Annotated in this window: 12 protein-coding genes; 4 read left to right on the top strand and 8 right to left on the bottom strand. The window is 53.9% G+C overall.

The features are described from left to right. Positions 1-115 precede the first annotated feature (115 nt). From JMJ04_RS04995 to JMJ04_RS05010, 4 genes are all read right to left on the bottom strand, one after another. Positions 116-2,788 (bottom strand): SpoVR family protein, encoded by a 2,673-nt coding sequence (locus JMJ04_RS04995; protein WP_201369443.1) that lies wholly within the window; start codon positions 2,786-2,788, stop codon positions 116-118. A gap of 14 nt (positions 2,789-2,802) precedes the next feature. Then, positions 2,803-3,945 (bottom strand): sporulation protein YhbH, encoded by a 1,143-nt coding sequence (yhbH, locus tag JMJ04_RS05000; protein ID WP_201369444.1) that lies wholly within the window; start codon positions 3,943-3,945, stop codon positions 2,803-2,805. A 207-nt stretch (positions 3,946-4,152) separates the two neighbouring features. Then, positions 4,153-6,048 (bottom strand): PrkA family serine protein kinase, encoded by a 1,896-nt coding sequence (locus JMJ04_RS05005; RefSeq protein ID WP_201369445.1) that lies wholly within the window; start codon positions 6,046-6,048, stop codon positions 4,153-4,155. Between the two features lie 621 nt (positions 6,049-6,669). Continuing rightward, on the bottom strand, positions 6,670-7,509 hold the full coding sequence (locus JMJ04_RS05010) for an SAM hydrolase/SAM-dependent halogenase family protein (protein WP_201369446.1): 840 nt from the start codon (positions 7,507-7,509) through the stop codon (positions 6,670-6,672). A gap of 403 nt (positions 7,510-7,912) precedes the next feature. Here JMJ04_RS05010 and JMJ04_RS05015 point away from each other — a divergent pair, with 403 nt between their 5' ends. Further along, positions 7,913-10,132: a response regulator transcription factor gene (locus tag JMJ04_RS05015; RefSeq protein WP_201369447.1), complete on the top strand. Its 2,220-nt coding sequence runs from the start codon at positions 7,913-7,915 to the stop codon at positions 10,130-10,132. Between the two features lie 67 nt (positions 10,133-10,199). On the opposite strand, the gene murA is transcribed toward JMJ04_RS05015, so the two are convergent. The 4 genes from murA to JMJ04_RS05035 form a co-directional block, all read right to left on the bottom strand. Beyond that, complete coding sequence (murA, locus tag JMJ04_RS05020) at positions 10,200-11,555, bottom strand: UDP-N-acetylglucosamine 1-carboxyvinyltransferase (RefSeq protein ID WP_201369448.1); 1,356 nt, start codon at positions 11,553-11,555, stop codon at positions 10,200-10,202. A gap of 23 nt (positions 11,556-11,578) precedes the next feature. Beyond that, positions 11,579-12,919, bottom strand: a complete 1,341-nt coding sequence (locus JMJ04_RS05025) for an FAD-dependent oxidoreductase (protein WP_201369449.1) — start codon at positions 12,917-12,919, stop codon at positions 11,579-11,581. After that, positions 12,910-13,080: an NAD(P)-binding protein gene (locus JMJ04_RS48590; RefSeq protein ID WP_201369450.1), complete on the bottom strand. Its 171-nt coding sequence runs from the start codon at positions 13,078-13,080 to the stop codon at positions 12,910-12,912. The genes JMJ04_RS05025 and JMJ04_RS48590 overlap by 10 nt, the downstream gene beginning before the upstream one ends. Before the next feature lie 93 nt (positions 13,081-13,173). Beyond that, the gene (locus JMJ04_RS05035) at positions 13,174-14,544 is read right to left on the bottom strand and encodes an FHA domain-containing protein (protein WP_201369451.1); all 1,371 of its coding nucleotides are present in this window, start codon (positions 14,542-14,544) and stop codon (positions 13,174-13,176) included. A gap of 588 nt (positions 14,545-15,132) precedes the next feature. On the opposite strand from JMJ04_RS05035, the gene dnaA reads away from it, so the two are divergent. The 3 genes from dnaA (at position 15,133) to JMJ04_RS05050 (ending at position 17,977) form a co-directional block, all read left to right on the top strand. Continuing rightward, positions 15,133-16,743, top strand: coding sequence for a chromosomal replication initiator protein DnaA (gene dnaA / locus JMJ04_RS05040; RefSeq protein WP_201369452.1), 1,611 nt, complete (start codon positions 15,133-15,135; stop codon positions 16,741-16,743). A gap of 146 nt (positions 16,744-16,889) precedes the next feature. After that, positions 16,890-17,480, top strand: coding sequence for a hypothetical protein (locus JMJ04_RS05045; protein ID WP_201369453.1), 591 nt, complete (start codon positions 16,890-16,892; stop codon positions 17,478-17,480). A 188-nt stretch (positions 17,481-17,668) separates the two neighbouring features. Further along, positions 17,669-17,977 (top strand): ATP-dependent Clp protease adaptor ClpS, encoded by a 309-nt coding sequence (locus JMJ04_RS05050; RefSeq protein WP_201369454.1) that lies wholly within the window; start codon positions 17,669-17,671, stop codon positions 17,975-17,977. Positions 17,978-18,149 lie beyond the last annotated feature (172 nt).

Below are 18,149 nucleotides of genomic sequence, written 5' to 3' on the forward strand. Positions count from 1 at the left end.
GCGCGCGGGAGGCGGCAAAATTATCCTCTCCAACCTCCACTTTCTCTCAAAAAGGGTCCCCTCCATGGCTGTTTTTGTGGAGGGGACCCTTTCATGCTCTGCTAGAGAACGAGCTCTACTTCTCTAACGTACTCTTACTGCTGCGCTCACCATCGTAAGAGAGCAGGATACGCTTGCCATCAAAGATGGTCTCAAGATGGACCGGGCGTCCCCACAGAACATACACATGCTGCAGGGTCTTCTCCGCGTAGTTGAGGTCGAGATCCTGGCCCTCATGCATATGTTTGATGTAGAGTTCGCGATTACCGCGATAATCGCCGTTATCCACCACCAGGTAGGGATAGCCAAAGTTGGTCAGGCTGCCAACAATCGAGTCGCGCACCTTCTGCCAGTTTTTCTCGACAACAACCCACTCATCTCCCTCTTTCTTGTAGAGATAGAGATCCAGGTCCTTGATGAGATCCTCGGTCAGGTAGTTGCGCAAGAATGAGACATCATTATCCAGCTCACGCACCTCGAAGATTTTCTCGCGGCCCGCCCCTGGCTTGCGCCCAAACTTGTCCTGCTCCTCCTTGTTGGGAGCGTTCCAGCGCTGCTCGATATCCTCAAAGACCTTGAAACCGATATAGTAGGGATTGAGCGAGGTCTTCGAGGGCGAGAGCACGCCTGAGTGCAGCTGCGCGAACTCAATCGTCTCCGAATCGGTAATCACGCTTCTATCGCCCAACTCACGCATGATACGAGAGTGCCAGATGCTGTTGTGGTGCAGCATACCGTTAGCGATATAGCGATGCGTCTCTTCCACAGTGATATCATAAACATCAGCAACCCCAGGCTCAATGCTGACGACTTCATCAGTTGGATCTTCGGTTAAGAACCAGCGATGGCTCTCCAGGTACTGGCTCAATTTCTGCTGCTTACGCGGCAGGCTAAAGCCAATCTCCTGCGCGAAGAGACGGGCCGATTGGCCTTTAATACGAATGTTGACATCATAACGTCGTGAGAGAATGCCGTAATTGAGCAAGATCACCTGGAGCGCCTGCGCGATCTCGTCACTGAAGGTGGAGAGAATCACACCATCGCTGCGCGAGGCACAACCATCACAATCAAAGTAGGCCCGCAAAAAGGCACTGACCACGGATTTGGGTGAACGTAAGATGGCGTCAGGAATGGTTTTTGTATGCGCCTTAGCCTGCAAATCGATCCCCAGCGTTTGCAGCAGATCCAACACATTCGCTGAGTAGAAGACGACGCGCCAGCGCCCACCCTTGCCATTGACAGTGTTATCATCCCATACAGGACGTGCCTCAATGGCAAAGAGACGTGTCACTAGCTCCGCGTAGCGTTCCGCCAGTTCGAGATCTCCACTGGTATAGCCAATGGCCTGCTTCTGACTATGAATGTTGCCATCGCCGACCAGGTAGCCCAGGAACTCGGCAAACTCCTCAGTGACATGCGTGGGAGACTGCAAGGGGAAGCGGCTGGCATAGAGCGCCTTACCAGCAGTTCCCGCTGTATAGCCAGTACGCGTCACGGCCTCAGTAATACGCTCCTGGGCATATGTCGTCTGCCCACGTAGCGAGCGATAAACGGTATGCACACCTACACCTGCTGTCTGCGCGACGTCTTCTACCGTGGCCCAGGTTTTCGGCGTAGGGTGAGTAATGGCGACGTGCTCAGTAGGCCAGACATTGCTGCCCACACTAAGCGGGATACGCTGTCCCACATGTACATCCTTCAACTCCATCCACTGCTCTGGACCCACGCTAAGCTTATGGCCCTCGGCTCCCTCCAGGACCAGGCCACGACGGGTACGCAGGCGAATGGTTCTGGCGTTACGCCGAATATGCCGATCGCTGACAACATCGCACTGGCGTTCACCGCTGGCAACCTGGATGCTCTGCCCCTCGGCGAGTCGTTTGTGCAACTCATCATAGCGCAACAGGCCATGTTCAGTCAGCACCAGGCTCTCGCCAACCAGGCAGGCCCAGCCCTCATTCATGACCTTGGTCTGCATCTGGGGGAAAAAGTAGAGCATCTCGCTGCGCACGATTTCGATAATGTCGCGCTGCCAGGTCTCCAGGTGGGGCGAGTGCTGCATGAGGAATAGAAGGAGATCCTTCTCCGGCTTCTCGGGAAACTTGACGGGCTTATTCGCACGCTCTTCATGTTCCTCCGTCGCCTGCTTCAGACGCGTATCCAGTTCCCAGAGATCATCGTAATCGGTCGACTGCTTGACAAACTTGCTTTCCTTGGACTCCTGATCGTGATGCAGCAGCAGATTGTAGTCGATATGTTCCTGAATGGAGAGGGCCGCATCCAGGAAACGCTCCACCTCTTGCTTACCATGGTCGAATTCATACTTGGCGATCCGCTCGGCATGAATACTGACCTTGTCGATCATGCGCCTGGACGTATGCTGAAAGTAGGCGTTATTTTTGAAAAAGTCGGTATGACCAAAGACGTGGGCTGCTACAAAGGTATTTTGTAGCATGTCATTCATCTCCATGAGAAAGGCATAGCTAGGATTGGTGTTGACCACCATCTCATAGATTTTGCTTAAGCCCAGGTCATACTGCATCTTCTGGCGATAATACGCCTTACCATGCGTCCAATGACTAAAACGTCCCGGCAGGCCATAGGAGGCGAACTCGTACATGATTGCGGCTGGAACGAGTTCAAAGTGTGTCGGGAAGGGGTCCAGGCCAAACTCGTGGGCGATCTCCCAGGCCCCTTCAATAGAATCACGCAAGCGCTCAAGGTCGCGATTGGATTCGATACCTGTCATACGAGTCCTCCTAACTACCTGGATGGCACCGGCTCTCGTTGGGCGAAGAATTTGCGCAACGCGGGATAGACCTCTTTCTTATCTGAGATGGTCACAGCGGTAAACTTCTTGTCGTTGATCTTGCCATAGGCCGACATCAAGGTACTGGGCGAGCGATAGTGGCCCTCGCGTATCTCGCCATAGCCAAAGATGTTGCACTGCTCCATCAGCTTATTTACCAGTTGGACACAACGGTCGTTATCCCACGGCAGGTTATCGCCATCGGAGAAATGGAAGGGGTAGATGTTCCAGTCATTCGGGTTATAGCGCTCCTGTATGATCTGGAGGGCCAGCTCATACGCCGAGGATACCTGTGTGCCACCACTCTCGCCCTTGTGGAAGAACTCCTCCTCCGTCACCTCCTTGGCCTCTGTATGGTGGCTGATAAAGACAATGTGCACATTGTTGTACCTTGTCCGCAGGAAGCGCACCATCCAGAAGTAGAAACTTCTTGCAATGTATTTCTCGAATTCGCCCATTGAACCGCTGACATCCATCATCGCCAGTACTACCGCATTTGACTGAAATTTGATGGTCGGCTCCCAGACTTTGAAGCGGAGGTCCTCGGATTTGATATCTTTGAAGCGGGCCTCGCCCTTGGAGGCGTTGCGCTTGATATTCTCCATAATCGTGCGCTTCTTATCCAGATTGGGCATGGGACCCTTTTTGCGCACATCGGTGAAGCGAACCGCCTCGGTCTCCATCTCCTGCTGGCGCTTCTCTTCCAGGTTGGGTAGGCTCAGGTCCTCGAAGATGAGCGCGGCCAGTTCCTCCATCGAGACTTCGGCCTCGTAGTAGTCATAACCCGCGTCCTTACCGGCATCCCCCTTCTTCCCCTTGCCAGGGCGCGGCTCCTGGGCGACGACATCGCCAACCTTGCTCTTTCCATTGCCCTGGCCCGAGTGCGTCTGGCGGCCGGGATCAAAGCGGAAGCGATATTCATCCAGGGAGCGCACGGGCACGCGTACAACTTTTTTGCCATCCGAAAGAATAATATTCTCTTCTGAGACGATCTCACCAAGGTTTTTTTTAATGGCGTCGCGTATCTTCTCCTTGTGGCGCTCCTGGTCTATTTGTCCTTTCCGGTGCAACGACCAATCGTGCTGTGAGACAGACATGGTACGTTCTCCTTACTATCGAGTAACCAGGGGAACACACTGTAGGTGATGGGGAAGGCGGGGGTGACCCGGCCTTAGCAAGAAGAGGCGCGTGAAGGCATCTCTGCCCGGGTATGCCACTAGCTTGCGGCGCACGGCGCGAGCACAAGGCTCGCGCGTGCATCTACATTCCCTATATATGCCCTACTGCATCAGCCCGGTTCGTTACTATCGGTTCAAGAGACTGCCCGTATACCGGAGAATTTCGTTAGCGCAGACATGACAGTAGCCGTGCTCCGCCATCAAGCGGTTGACGACCTCGTTGATCTTGCGTAACTGTTCTTTATCGGGGGTACGAGTGGATGTGGTAATTTTGACGACGTCGCGCAGGTCCGCGAAGAGCTTTTTCTCAATTGCTTCTTTGAGACGCTCGTGACTGGTATAGTCAAAGGTCTGCCCCTTGCGTGCCAGTGACGAGATGCGAATGAGAATTTCTTCGCGGAAGGAGCGCTTCGCGTTCTCCGAGACGCCGATCTGTTCCTCAATGGAGCGCATCAGGTGCTCATCGGGCTCCATCTCCTCGTCGGTGATTGGATCGCGCAGGCGCGTCTTGTTGCAGTAGGCCTCGACATTATCCAGGTAGTTGTTCAGCAGGGTGCGCGCCGACTCCTCATAGGAGTAGACGAAGGCCCGCTGGACCTCTTTCTTGGCCAGTTCATCGTACTCTTTGCGCGCCTCGCTGACGAAGTTGAGGTAGCGCTCGCGCTCTTCACGCGTAATGCTGGTATGCTGATCCAAGCCATCACGGAGCGCGCGCAGAGCATCTATGGGATTAATACAGGTCACATTGTGCTTGACCAGCGCATTTGACAGGCGGTTAATGACATAGCGCGGTGAGATACCGTCCATGCCTTCGCGCACCGCCTCCTCTTGCAGTTCGCGCACATCCTTTTGCTTAAAGTCTTCCATATCCTCGCCATCATAGAGCTTCAGTTTCTTCATCAGGCTCATGCCAGCTTTCTTCGAAGGCTCCAAGCGGGTGAGCAGCGCGAAGACACTTGCAATACGCAACGTATAGGGAGCGATATGGACATCTTTGAGGGCACTCTGTTTTAGCAACTTCTCGTAGATCTTGACCTCGTCAGAGACACGCAGATTATAGGGGACCTTAACCAGGATGATGCGGTCCTGAAGCGCCTCCGACTTCTTATTGCCCACAAACGACTGATACTCATGCTCATTAGTATGACTGATTACAACTTCGTCGGCATAGATCATGCTGAAGCGCCCGGTCTTGATATTCTGCTCCTGACTCAGCGTCAACAGAACATAGAGAAATTTCTCATCCGTCTTCAACATCTCTACGAATTCCATTATTCCTCGATTTGAGATGTTTAACTCGCCATCGAAGCGGTAGGCGCGTGGATCGCTTTCGACGCCAACCTCGCCAATTGTTGACAGGTCGATACCACCGACCAGCTCACTGATATCCTGGCTTTTAGGATCTGATGGGGTGAAGGTACCCACGCCCATGCGATACTTCTCGCTAAAGGCCACACGTTTGACGGGTACTTCCTCGATACGTCCTTTAAATTGCGTATCGACCATGTAGCGGCAGTGGGGGCAGAGGTCGCCCTCAATGTAGATGCCAAACTCACGCTCCACATCTGAGCGTAGTTCGTGGGGAATCAGGTGCAGGGGCTCCTCGTGCATGGGACAGCCCTTAATTTCGTACAACGCGCCCACCGTGCTTTTGCTGTATTCTTCCAGGCCACGCTTAAGCAGGGTGACAATGGTGGACTTACCGCCACCTACAGGGCCCATCAGAAGCAGAATACGTTTACGCACCTCCAGGCGTTGAGCAGCCGAGTGGAAGTAGTCAACGATCTGCTGAAGAGGCTTTTCAATACCAAAGATTTCCTGACTGAAGAAATTGTAGTGCTGCTCATTGTTACGGGTCGTCTCGACACCCGCGTCCATGATCATATGGTAAACGCGCTCATGCGATAGGCGGGCAACTTCAGGCTTCTTAGTCGCAATCTCAAAGTATTGCGCGAAGGTTCCCTCCCACATGAGCTCTCGCTCACGATCTCGATATTCTTCCAACCGCTTCACCAGATCCATGGCTTACCCTCTCTTTGCTGTACGACTGAATAGCGCTCGCGAGAATGAAACGTCTATTCCTCCTTGCAGGATTCGTTTCACCCCATGGTTGCTACTCTAGGAACTGATACTACGAATAAGACAGCCAGGGAAAGACTCCTTTTGGTTGGGCACAGACACTATACGAGGATGGCGCAGGAACTGTCATTGCAACCGGAACCACCTCGACCTCCCCTCTCCCCGCTTGACAGTGACCAGGAAACTGAAAGGGCCAGTTTCTTTCTCGACACACGTCGCAAGAGAACCAGCCCTTTCCAACTTTTTGGCGGATATTGTGGTCGGAGTCTACTATAATTTTAGTCCAACCCTTATACTGAATAGAACCAGGTAGCGTTGTCACACGCATCTACAGATGCTCCTGCAATGTTACACGTTGTCCTTTCCTGCTCCAACACATTTCAAAGGCATGTACTCAGTTTGCAGTTATTGACCACCACCCTCATTATTTTTGAACCTTGTCTAGAACCAAAACCCTCCTTAGGGTTATAGGCAAATTATACCATATTTTTCTGTCTCATACAATTCTACGGAGAAGATAAAATCCTTAGTATAGCAGTTTTTAACACTTTGCTCCCGCGCCCATCAGAGACGCAGGCGCAATTGAATGCGTACTCCGCGCTTGATACCAAGGGTCTGGGCTGCGTTCCCATTCTGGATGGCGACCAGGAGATAGCCGGAGCTGTCAGCCAGCATGAATGCGCCTTGCTGCACCTGGCTCTCGGCGCTCAGGGCAAAGGTGGTGCGTCGCTCACTTACACAAACACCCAGTTCAGGAAACTCTAAGACGGCCTCGGGAGCACTAAAGAACTCTGGAATCAGTTGCATCGGTAGCGAGGTAACCAGGTTGCCGAAATGGTCTATATGCACTACGCTGGCCTGCACCTCGTTCCCCTGGCGGGTAGCAAGCAGGTCGTCCAGGCGGCGTAAGCTTGAAGCCTCCAGGCGGGGCCCTAGCTGGTCCAGAGCCACTCCGCGCGCGAGGTGCGCGGCGGCCGGGGCAAAGATATCCCGACCGTGAAAAGTGCTACTCACGGTCGGGAGGCGATATTCAGGGGCTGTCAGGGCCACAACCTGGTGCAATGTCTGCTCAGCCAGAATAAAGGTAAACAGGCCGTTATCGGGTCCCACAAATAGCCATTCACCTGCATGTAGCGCGACCGCTCGCCGCTCGCTGCCAACACCAGGATCGACAACACAGAGAAAAATCGTGCCTTTAGGAAAATAGCGATAGTGGGTCGAGAGTAGCCATGCACCCTGAGCGACCTGCTGAGGTGCAATATGGTGCGTGAGATCCAGGAATTGTGCGCCATAGGCAATCCCCGACATCACTCCTTTCATGACACCCACATAACCATCCTCCACGCCAAAATCGGTCAATAGAGCAATTACGGGAGCAGCGTCGTTCGCTCGCGAAATATCCATAGATTGAAAACCTCCAAATGGTACTAGGACATATCCAGAAACAGTCTCTCCACCTGGACACAAGGTATGATACAACCAGAGCATACACCTGTGTAAACAAAAAAGTTGGCCTTCCAATACACAGTAGCCGATAGAGAGGAAGAGGGCTCAATGCCCTGGTACTCAGGGTATGCAAAACGCGCAACGTATGTGTGTGTGATGCGTCATTAGTCACATTTGCTATACCACACTCGCAGCAATATGCTATACTAAGCGCCAATAATGGCTATATTTACTTTCTCTGCGCACCCGATGCCGTTGAGTTATGTAGCACGGCCACGCCTTCTCAACGTCTGATAATAGAGCAAAATTTTGCACCATTTGCACCAGTAGAACCCAAACGTGCAGTGACCGGAGCGAATTTATGAATGCTAGTACCAGTGGACCACACATTCTCCTATTTGAACGAGATCAGCAGTTAGCGGGTTTACTTATTGGCGAACTACAACTAGCGGGCTACGATTGTCATACCGCACGTACCGCCGTTGAAGTCTTTGATGCCATCGCCCGCCTCCCAATCCGGCTTATTTTGGTCAACCTCGCCCAGGCGGCAGCCGCGCGTCGCGAATTTTGGGTCGCTTTAGATACGCAACGCCGTGGTCGTGGCATTCAAGTTCTGACATTCAATTGCACTAATATCGCAGGCTATGGGCCACGCGACTTCGATGATCATATCAATACGACACCAGCCGAAGTCGAGGTCGATGGCATGCTTGGGGTGATGGGCCTTGTTGACGCCGTACGCGCTCGCATTCCCTCAGAGCAAGCGAACACGTCCTCAACGACCCAACCACGCCTGACGCGCACCCCTTCGCCTTCTGCTCCGAACAATTCAGGCGCCTCGCCAACGGCGACGCCACGTCCAACACAACCTGTTCAAACACCCGGACAATCATATCGCACGCACTCATCGCCAGAGCAGCCGGTTATGCCTCTACGAAGTAGCGTCTCTGGCTTTCACCAGCCTGCTCCTGGAACCTTCAACAATACAGGTCAATATTCCTCGCCCACCTCCGCTATGACGCCCCCTCAGACGCCAAATGTGATGGAAGATCCTGCTCAGTCCTCCTACACGGACAAAATCCATGCCGTGCTCTATCCTAATCAGCGCACCTGGAGCGCGCCGAATACGCCTTCCCAATCAGGTACATCTGACAATAGATACGAGGCTCAGAGCGCTATTCTCTCTTCCTTTGCCAATCCTTCCTCCCAGCCATCCGCGGCTCCCATGGGTAGTTCGGGCCTGAATACCCTTCAGCGCCTGGCAAATGGCCAGGTAGATGCTCCCAATGAATCTGGCCTGGCTCAACTCTCACGCCTCATTCAGGGACGACAGGCTCCGCCCGCTGAAAATCATCCCACGATGCAGCCAGCTCCTGAGCGGCAGGCGTTTCGCCCCATCCAACCCACTCAGCAGGCAACTGTATCCCCTCCACCAGCTCAGTATACACGGAGCGAGGTACCTGCCCAGGCACACGTTGCTTATCAGGCAAGCGAGCAGCCTTCCTTCGCTCAACCTATGGTCCAAACGGAACAGGATACGCACGTCCGGGCACGCCCATTCTTAGGGGAACAGGGTCTATTCGCCCGCACCCCACAAACAGCGCAAGAGGCTTCTCAGGTCGCCCCCCAGGCGCAACAAACAACGGCCTATGCCACTCATCCAGCTATCGATGTTCCACCACGACAGGTAAGCGAGCAGCTATTCTCACAACCATTACGCCCCGCTCCTATCGAGGGGATGCCCGCTGAGCGGCCTACAAATATGCCTCCAGAGAACCCGGGCCGGCGTACAGAGGCGCCTTCACGCCCAAACAATTATGGGCAGGCCACAAATATTGCCTCGCCCCTGGCCTCTATTGTGACTGCCACGTCCTCTAGCCAGCAGCAACAGCACGCAGCGACTCCCCAGGCGACATTCACCAGTGCTCCTGGGCAGGAATATGTCAGCCGCGCACACACTGTAGAAGAGTCGAACTCCAGGCCCAAACGCCAGGAGCCAGAGACCGAGAAGTATCCTCCGACCATGCCCATCACAGATGAGAAACGGGACGAAGAGTCAGATATCGATCACCAGACAATTGTTGAGCAGATTAAGGCTGAAATTAAGCGGGCAACCGAGGGGCAGGCCGAAAAGGTTGCGCAGAACTCAACCAGTAACGCGGTCCTGATCGATATTATGCAGAGCCTGCCTCCGATGCCCACACCACCGCCCCAGCCACCTCAGCCCCAGGCACTCAATGGACGCGCAACACGCTCGCTCGGAAGCGTCTTATTAGAGGGTCACCTCGTTCCCGAGAGTCGCCTGGACGTGGCTCAAAATATCCAGCGTATGCTTAATGGCGTGGATCTTAACTACCAGCTTGGCGAGATCCTGCTGATGTTTAAGCTCCTCACGCCTGACCAATTACTGGCCGCCAGCCTGGTAAGCTACGGCATGATTAACACTACGCAAATCGGCTCCCTTGGTCGCATTCGCCAGGAATTGCATACAATGGGCCTCGAATACGATCTGGAGAACCTGCTCATTATGTTCCGCGTTCTCACACCAGAGCAATTGCGCGAAGTCAAAGCCGATTGGTAGTAACCAGATACACAGAAGGAGAGCCTGGCGCGGTTCGCGCCAGGCTCTCCTTCTGTGTATCTGGTTGTTAGTTGACGTTGGCAGTTGCCGTGGCTTCGATGCGCTGAATTTGTGCGCCGAGTGAACGTAGTTTGGCGTCCAGGTGCTCATATCCGCGCTCGATATGATCGATGCCAAAGACCTTCGACTCACCCTCCGCACACAAGGCCGCGAGGATATAGGAGCAGCCCGCGCGGATATCAGGAATATAGAGTTGCGTTCCCTTCAGGGGCGTTGGCCCACTAACTACGCAGCTATGCTGGTGTTCTTTCTCGCGGAAACGACAGGGCACCTCACCCAGGCATTTGCTATACAGGCCGATATGCGCGCCCATACCAATGAGGGCCGAGGTATAGCCGAAGCGATCCTCGTAGATCGTCTCATGTACTACCGACATACCACGCGCCTGCGTCAATAACACGGTAAAGGGCTGCTGCCAGTCTGTCATAAAGCCAGGATGAACATCTGTTTCCAGGGCAATCGCGGGCGGTGGCTGGTCATCAGCCACAAAACGGATGCCCTCGTCATCAATATCGAAGCGCAAGCGCATCTTTGAAAGAGTATTCAAAAACGTCAATAGAATATCCTGCTGTGCGCCTCGCAGGTAGACATCGCCGCGCGTGAGATAGGCCGCGGTAGCCAGGGAGACAGCCTCGTTGCGGTCGCTAAGCAGGGTATGACTCGCGCCACGTAGTTTCTCGACTCCCTCGATCACAATACGTCGATCAACCTTGACCTCGATGATCGCGCCCATCTTTTGCAATAGCTTGATCAGGTCTACAATCTCTGGCTCCATGGCCGCGTTCTCAATGATGGTCACACCCCTGGCCAGTGAGGCCGTAATCAAGAAGTTCTCAGTCGCCATGACGCTGGGGAAGGGCAGTTTGATTGTTGTGCCACGCAGGCGCTTTGTCGTCGTACAATAATAGAAGCCATCGCGCTCAACAATCGTCGCCCCCATCTGGCGCAGTCCCTCGATATGAAAATTAATAGGGCGCGGGCCAATACGATCTCCCCCGGGGGCAGGTATGCTTACCTGGCCACAGCGATGCAGCAGGGGACCAATCGCCATGACGGCGATGCGGTTCAGTCCCCCGACCTCATCTGAGATCTCAGATCTGGCAATAGAGTCGGTACGAAGCGTCAACACATGGTCATCCAGGTGCAGACTGGTGCCAACGCTTTCGCACAGCTTCATGGTTAAATACATATCTCCCAGCAGCGGCACATTGCGTAATGTGCACTCCTCGGAGGTCAACAGCGAAGCGATAATCATTTTGGTGACGGCATTTTTCGCACCGCTCAATTTCACTTCGCCCTGGAGCGAGGCTCCTCCCTGTACCAGGTAATAGGGGGAGGCCACTGGCATTTCACTTTGCTTCATTACTATCAGCCTTTATACAAGTCCTAATGGGCATCCTTCAATTTGTGGAACATAGCCGAATTTCCCGGCGCCATCCACAACCAACGCAAGGGGTTCAAGCGCGAATAGGCGACCGCCATATGTGATCGGCTCGCCCGCGCAGGTTTGCCTTTCCTGTCTGTTTCTTCACGATCCAGTGCATCTAACAGATCCAGGAAATGGTTCACACTCTGGGCCACCCCTTCCACCATCAGAAACCCCGATGGCTTGACGGCATCTCCCACGAGATACAGGCCCTCGACGGTTGTTGTTGGTGTGAGGTCCTCTCCCTGCGTCATCCTATTCACCGGCCACTCGCCCCGATAGGTCCCCATCGTAAGTACGCGACAATGCGTATCAAAAGCGTCACCAAAGAGCATATGCAAGTCCGCCAGCGCGAGCGCGCGCTCTTCCTCCACGTTATTACTCTGAATGACCTGGTGGGTAATTAACAAATGCTTGCCAGCAGGGGCAAGACTGGGGTCACTATTTGTTGGCTGGACGATGCCCGCAATGCGCTTCGTATCCAGGCAATACATAATGCCACGATGAGGGATAAACGAGGCATCACTTAAGATATGGATTTTCAGGCCCACGGCCTCGTGCAGACCCACCTCTGAGGGCATCTCGCCCCCTACAGACTCCTCTCCCGGCTTCCGCTTGAGCACATCGGCCTGCCTTACTTTCCGATTGTGCAGTAGCCCGTCTGTGGCTCTGGGGCCGATATCGCTCACTACCAGGGGAGCCTCAATCACTTCCTCGACGCCGCGCTCTTTGTAGCGCACACGTACTCCACGCACCCGCCCATCACGCTGGATGATCTGCAATACTTCGCAGGAGAGTGTAAGCTCGCCGCCAAGCGCCTGGACGTGCTGTTCAAGTTGGCGTGTGATCTCACCACATCCACCCTCGACAATCGCGGGCGCGCCAAAGCGAAACATGTTGCGCGTCGTGCGAATCACCTCGCGTGTGCTTACCTGGCTCAATTCCAGGCTCAGGGCAAAACGCGAGATCCGCTCGAAGAAGGCGACCAGTTGTGGATTGCGCTCGACATTGATGTGCTGCTCTAACCAGCGATGAAAGGGCATCTGGAGTTCGGCCTCAGACAACTGGCTAAAAAACATCAGGTAGCCCAGGCGGATGAACCACCAGGACTGGCGCGGACCCAGGAAACGCAAGACGCCCAGCAAACCCTGCGCCCGGTACTGTTTGCCATGGACATAAAAAGAGCCGAAGACATCGGCATCAAAGAAACGGTGGGGAACCTGCAAACGATCAAGCATCTGAGCCAACGCGCCACTGCTCCCGAAGGGAACCATATGCACCGCACCGGTACTTACCTGCACGCCCTGGAAATGTTTGGCGGTAAATCGCCCCCCGCATGCGGAAGGCGCTCTAGAATGAGAACGCGTTTGCCACGCTGGAGCAAATGGGCTGCGCTTAGTAAGCCGCCCAGGCCAGCACCAATAATGATGGCATCTATCTGTCGTGAAGCAATTTCGTGCATGAAAGTATCCGCTCAGTTGATAAGTTTTTTTATAAACCAAAGGTGCAGCACGTGCTGGTGGCCGCAAGCCACCAGCACGTGCTGCACCTTCTATTACTCTTCGCCAACCATGCCGCGCAACAGACTATTGCACTCGGCCATTGTGTTGAGTACATTCTGGTGAATCTGGAAGACCTTGTTGAGTTCGCGAGCCTTCCGCGCCAGTTTCGTGACATATTCGATATCGCGTGGATTGCTCATAACATCTTCCATGAGCTGCAAGAGCTCGGCCCAGGCCAAAGCCTCGCGGCTACGCGCGACATCGGCGATTGTGCTATCCATGCGCTCAGAGACGCGCCGGATGCCACCTCGCAGTTGATTGACGGTTTGGCCCAGCTCTCCCTCGCGCTTACGCATAGCATCCTGCGTCGAGTTGAACTGGTCCTGCAAAGCCGCGATCTGGCCATCCAGAGCGGAGACAGCGGCAATCAAGCTGCTCATGTCTGGCAGATTGGGCATGGGAATGGAGGTCAGGCGCTTAAAGGTCAGAGGAGCGTCATCGTAGGCTTTCTGTACAGGCTCTTCCTCGCGTGGCTGCGCAGGTTCCGCCGGTGTCTCGGGAACATAGTCAGACGCTTCAGGCGCTTTCTGTGTCTGCTCTTCCACAGCTGGGAAGTCAGCCTGCTCGTCTTGCTCAATTGGCGTGGCCAGGGCTGGCACGCCAAAGGGAATCTCTGGCTCCTCCGAGAGAATGGACTGGGTCTCATACCCACTATCGCTCTCAGGAAGCGTGACGTTGTCATCAGTCGAGGTACGATAGGTATTAGGCTCGTAGGGATTGGGTTCATAGGGAACAGAGACTGTGGGCAGATCTTCGACCTCATTTGAGGCAGTGCCAAAGGCGCGGAAGATCAGCTCATGCTCGCCAATGCCAATATGATCGCCATCCTGCAATAAGCGTGTGCCATTCTCATCAAGCTGTTGCCCATTGACAAAGGTACCATTGGCGCTATGCTCATCCTGCAATACATACTGTCCATTATCAAAGTGGACGACGGCATGGCGGCGCGACGTCAATTTATCTTTCTGCAACAGGATGTCGCTGTTGGGGGCACGCCCAATCACGATCTCTTTTTTCTCCAGCGGATACTCAGTGATGACCTGGCCGCTTTCAGAGCGCAAGATAAAACGCCCTGGCTGCTCAATGCGATCCATCGTTGCCTGGGCAGTAGAAGCGGAATAGTTGGCCTGCTCAGCCCCATAGCCGCCCGCCACGGTTGGAGCCGCCTCGTTGCCATAGTCAGAAGGAGGAACAGTGCCTCCTTCATGCCCAGCCGCGTTCCATTCTCCACTTGGGGAGGCCCCCACGGTGGGGGCGGCATTCATTGACTGCGCAGCAGCAGCAGGGGTCAGGCGATTCCCACAATTCAGGCAATACCGATCTTCCGGCCTTGTGTCGGCCCCACAATAGGGACACTTATCCATGATATGCAAATCCTCCCATTTAAAAGCACGCAAGGCTCTCATCACGCGCGCACAAAACTTCTGACATTATAGCAGAAGTGAAACTTGAGCGTCGAGCGAGCCTTGCTTGAACTCACCCTTTACGACTAGTCCAGGTTGCATGAAGCCCCTTTCTCTGGAGAGCCTTCGCGCCTGCGGCGCTCAGGGTAAGGTGTGTCAGGTGATTGGTTGACTCCGCCAGCCAACCACCACAGCAGACCCTTACCCAGGCGAGCCACGCAGTGGTGAGAAATCTCCTCCTGAGGAGGCGCAAGTTGGCTTGAATGCCTGTAAAAAAACAAGAATTACGCGTCTACGTTAAAGATAGATAATAAAAAGAAGTTTGTCTATGAAGTAGTTCTCAAATTGGTACTAGGACGCGAGAACAAGGCCTTTACAGGGGTTTGATTTAATGCTACCATTACATTTCACCATTAAGAAGCAGACACTGGGAGTAGACTAATCGTCGTTTCGTCCAGGCAGGAGCTTTTTCCTACTTGTGACGCCACCATACCAAGCGCCACGTATCGTACATAAGAACTCAACATTTACTTGCGGGAGTAGTCGTGTGTGAATGCAAGACAAATCTGGCAAACTGCAATAGAACGCTTACAGGAGCGCGTACAGCCTAATACCTTTACCACCTGGTTTCAGGGCACCTCCGCTGACTCCTTTCAAGATGGGATCTTCGTCGTCAGTGTCTCCTCGACCTTTGTCAAAACCCATCTCGAGCGTCGCTTCACCAGCCTGATCCGCACCATTCTCACCGACATCACGGGAATGGAGGTCGAGGTCCAGTTTGTCGTTTCCCGCGATAAAACCACACCAGAGCAACCCGGCGAGCCACTCTTCTCGCCCCCCAAGCGTCCTTCGCGCCTGGGACGAACACGTACATCGCCCGCGCAGCATGTACGTCGCCTGGCAGAGTCCGCGGCCGCCGTGGCGAAGAAGTCTAAGGCATCGCTCCCCTTTCAAACTCTTGGCTTAAATCGAGAAGGTGCGCTAAAAGCAGAAACCCCGCCCGGAGAGTATCCCGCGTTTCCACCACCTCCAGGCTCCGGATCTGAGGGCGAGTCAGAGCGCCCGGCGAGCTACAACAACCCAGCCAGGCCCATTGCCGTTCCACCGGTCATTACCTTTGGGACAGGTGGGCAACTCAACGCACGCTATACCTTTGATGCCTTTATCGTGGGCAAATCAAACCAACTGGCGCATGCTGCCTCCCTGGCTGCTTCAGAGAATCCCGGGCGCATCTATAATCCGCTTTTCCTCTACGGCGGCGTGGGCCTGGGCAAAACCCACCTGCTACACGCGGTGGGACATGAGGGTGAGGTCAAAGGGCTGACTGTGCTTTATGTCACCTCGGAGAAATTTACCAACGAAATCATTAATGCTATTCGCTATCAGAAAACCGAGGAGTTTCGCGCCAAGTATCGCCAGATTGATATCTTGCTAGTCGACGACATTCAGTTTATCGCAGGCAAAGAGTCAACCGAAGAAGAGTTCTTTCATACCTTCAATTCGCTCCACAACGCCAATAAACAAATCGTGGTCACCAGCGACCGGCCGCCCAAAGCCATACATAGCCTGCAAGACCGCCTGCGCTCACGCTTTGAATGGGGGCTGCTGGCGGATGTACAACCACCAGAGTATGAGCATCGCCTGGCCATCTTACGCTCAAAAACCGACCTCCTGCACTTCTCAGTTCCCAGCGCTGTTGTTGAATATGTGGCACGACCAGAGTGCAGCAGTGTACGTGAACTGGAGGGGGCACTCAACCGCGTTATCGCCTACGCGACCCTGCATAACGCGCCGATCACCGTGCAGCTAGCCGTCGACGCCCTGGAAAATATTTATAGTGATAAAAAACCATCTGCCGCCACCAAGTTAAGCGTCTCCGAGGTCATTGATGGCGTCTGCCGCTATTATAATGTGGAGGCCGAACGTATCCGGGGAAAGCAACGCGACCGCGATATTGCCTGGCCACGCCAGGTCGCGATGTATCTTATGCGTGAAGAGACTACAGCCTCGCTACAACAGATCGGTGCAGAACTGGGAGGGCGCGACCATACCACAATCATGCACGGCTGGGAGAAAGTGCAGGGCGAGATGCGCCAGAGCGACCGTGTCCGACATGAAATCGCGACTGTCCTGGAGTCGCTCCACTCAAAACCCTACTAAGTTGCCCAGCCCTCTCTTGGCGGCACTCCTGGAATATTATACTATTTGATAGTGGATGCACAGCAACCAAAGACACAACCAGATACACTAGCGCTTGACGTGCCAGCACCAGGCGCATGGAGAGATCCAGGGAGAATACGAGACGTATGCAACAACAGCAACAGCAACCTGGCAGCTATGACCTGCTAGCAGTCTTTACCGATGAGGAGAAAGCAGATGCTGCGAGCGCAAAATTGCGCAAGGAGGGCTTTAGCCTTGACGAGGTCTTTCAGCTTGAAGAAGGAATGGTAGGACAGGGGCAATTCCGTGAACATGGACCCAACCAGGCCCGCAGCGACTATTTTCTGCGTACGCAGAAGACCGGCCCCAAACCAATCTACATTATCCTCTTCGCGGTGATCTTTGGCGTGATTCTGGGTGTGCTTGCACTCGTAGCGAGCTTTGCACTCCCCCGTATTCTGCCAGAGCCCACCACGCTTATTGTAGGAGCGTTAATCGGTATTATCCTGGGAGCCAGCACTGGTACCTTTACCCGGCGTAGGGTACGCGGTGCTATTGGCCAGGACGTCACCAAACAGACCGCGAGCAAAGAGCAACCCGTGCGTAGCAGTAAAGGCGCGCTTAATGTCGTGGCTCTGCGTCTGCCCGATAGCGAGAATATCAGCCGCAAGTCGCGCGCACGCGCCATCCTCCTCAACAGTGGAGGCAAGATTGACCGCAGCGTCGGCCGTCGCTAACAGACAGAGACAGAAATGTGGGGTGATGTGTGCTGCACAGCACACATCACCCCACATTTCTGTCTCTGCAAATCCGAAATTAGTCGGCAGAGCACTAGAAAAATGCGTAAGTCTTGGTTACAATAGAACTCAACGGCGCACATATTCAGAGTAACTGAAGTACTCACTCAGGAGTGAATAATAGCGCAATGGCACAGAGGCAATGCCAGCCTTTACGGCTAGAAATACGGCCCGAAGAGGTTGTACGTCAACGTAGCAGCTTGCTTCCTCTCTATAAAGTCATTCTTTTCAACGACGACTACAATGACATGATGCATGTCGTTGCCGCGTTGCTTGAAACGGTCAACACCTTGACGATGCAGGAAGCAACTCACATTATGCTTACCGCTCACCTGAACGGGAACGCTATCGTTATTGTTTGCCCTCACGAGCTAGCGGAATACTACCAGGAACGCTTGCTTGGCTATGCGTTAACCGTGACAATCGAGCCAGAATAGTACTATAGTAAGGCGGTCGCTTGACCGCCTTTTCTTGTGTGAGATAGACGTTACTCTATCAGCGTATATCAAACTATATCTATTTCAACCGCGAAAACAGCAAAACATCTTATAGCGTGCGTACGTATTACTAGTAAAGGAGTTGAATCGTTCGGCTAACCCGGCTCAGAGT

It is taken from the genome of Ktedonobacter robiniae (assembly GCF_016587375.1).
In the GTDB taxonomy this organism is placed as follows: Bacteria; Chloroflexota; Ktedonobacteria; order Ktedonobacterales; family Ktedonobacteraceae; genus Ktedonobacter; species Ktedonobacter robiniae.

Coding starts and splice junctions, on each gene's coding strand:
- JMJ04_RS04995 (WP_201369443.1), bottom strand. CDS start 2,788: ATGACAGGTATCGAATCCAATCGCGACCTTGAGCGCTTGCGTGATTCT.
- yhbH (WP_201369444.1), bottom strand. CDS start 3,945: ATGTCTGTCTCACAGCACGATTGGTCGTTGCACCGGAAAGGACAAATA.
- JMJ04_RS05005 (WP_201369445.1), bottom strand. CDS start 6,048: ATGGATCTGGTGAAGCGGTTGGAAGAATATCGAGATCGTGAGCGAGAG.
- JMJ04_RS05010 (WP_201369446.1), bottom strand. CDS start 7,509: ATGGATATTTCGCGAGCGAACGACGCTGCTCCCGTAATTGCTCTATTG.
- JMJ04_RS05015 (WP_201369447.1), top strand. CDS start 7,913: ATGAATGCTAGTACCAGTGGACCACACATTCTCCTATTTGAACGAGAT.
- murA (WP_201369448.1), bottom strand. CDS start 11,555: ATGAAGCAAAGTGAAATGCCAGTGGCCTCCCCCTATTACCTGGTACAG.
- JMJ04_RS48590 (WP_201369450.1), bottom strand. CDS start 13,080: ATGCACGAAATTGCTTCACGACAGATAGATGCCATCATTATTGGTGCT.
- JMJ04_RS05035 (WP_201369451.1), bottom strand. CDS start 14,544: ATGGATAAGTGTCCCTATTGTGGGGCCGACACAAGGCCGGAAGATCGG.
- JMJ04_RS05045 (WP_201369453.1), top strand. CDS start 16,890: ATGCAACAACAGCAACAGCAACCTGGCAGCTATGACCTGCTAGCAGTC.
- JMJ04_RS05050 (WP_201369454.1), top strand. CDS start 17,669: ATGGCACAGAGGCAATGCCAGCCTTTACGGCTAGAAATACGGCCCGAA.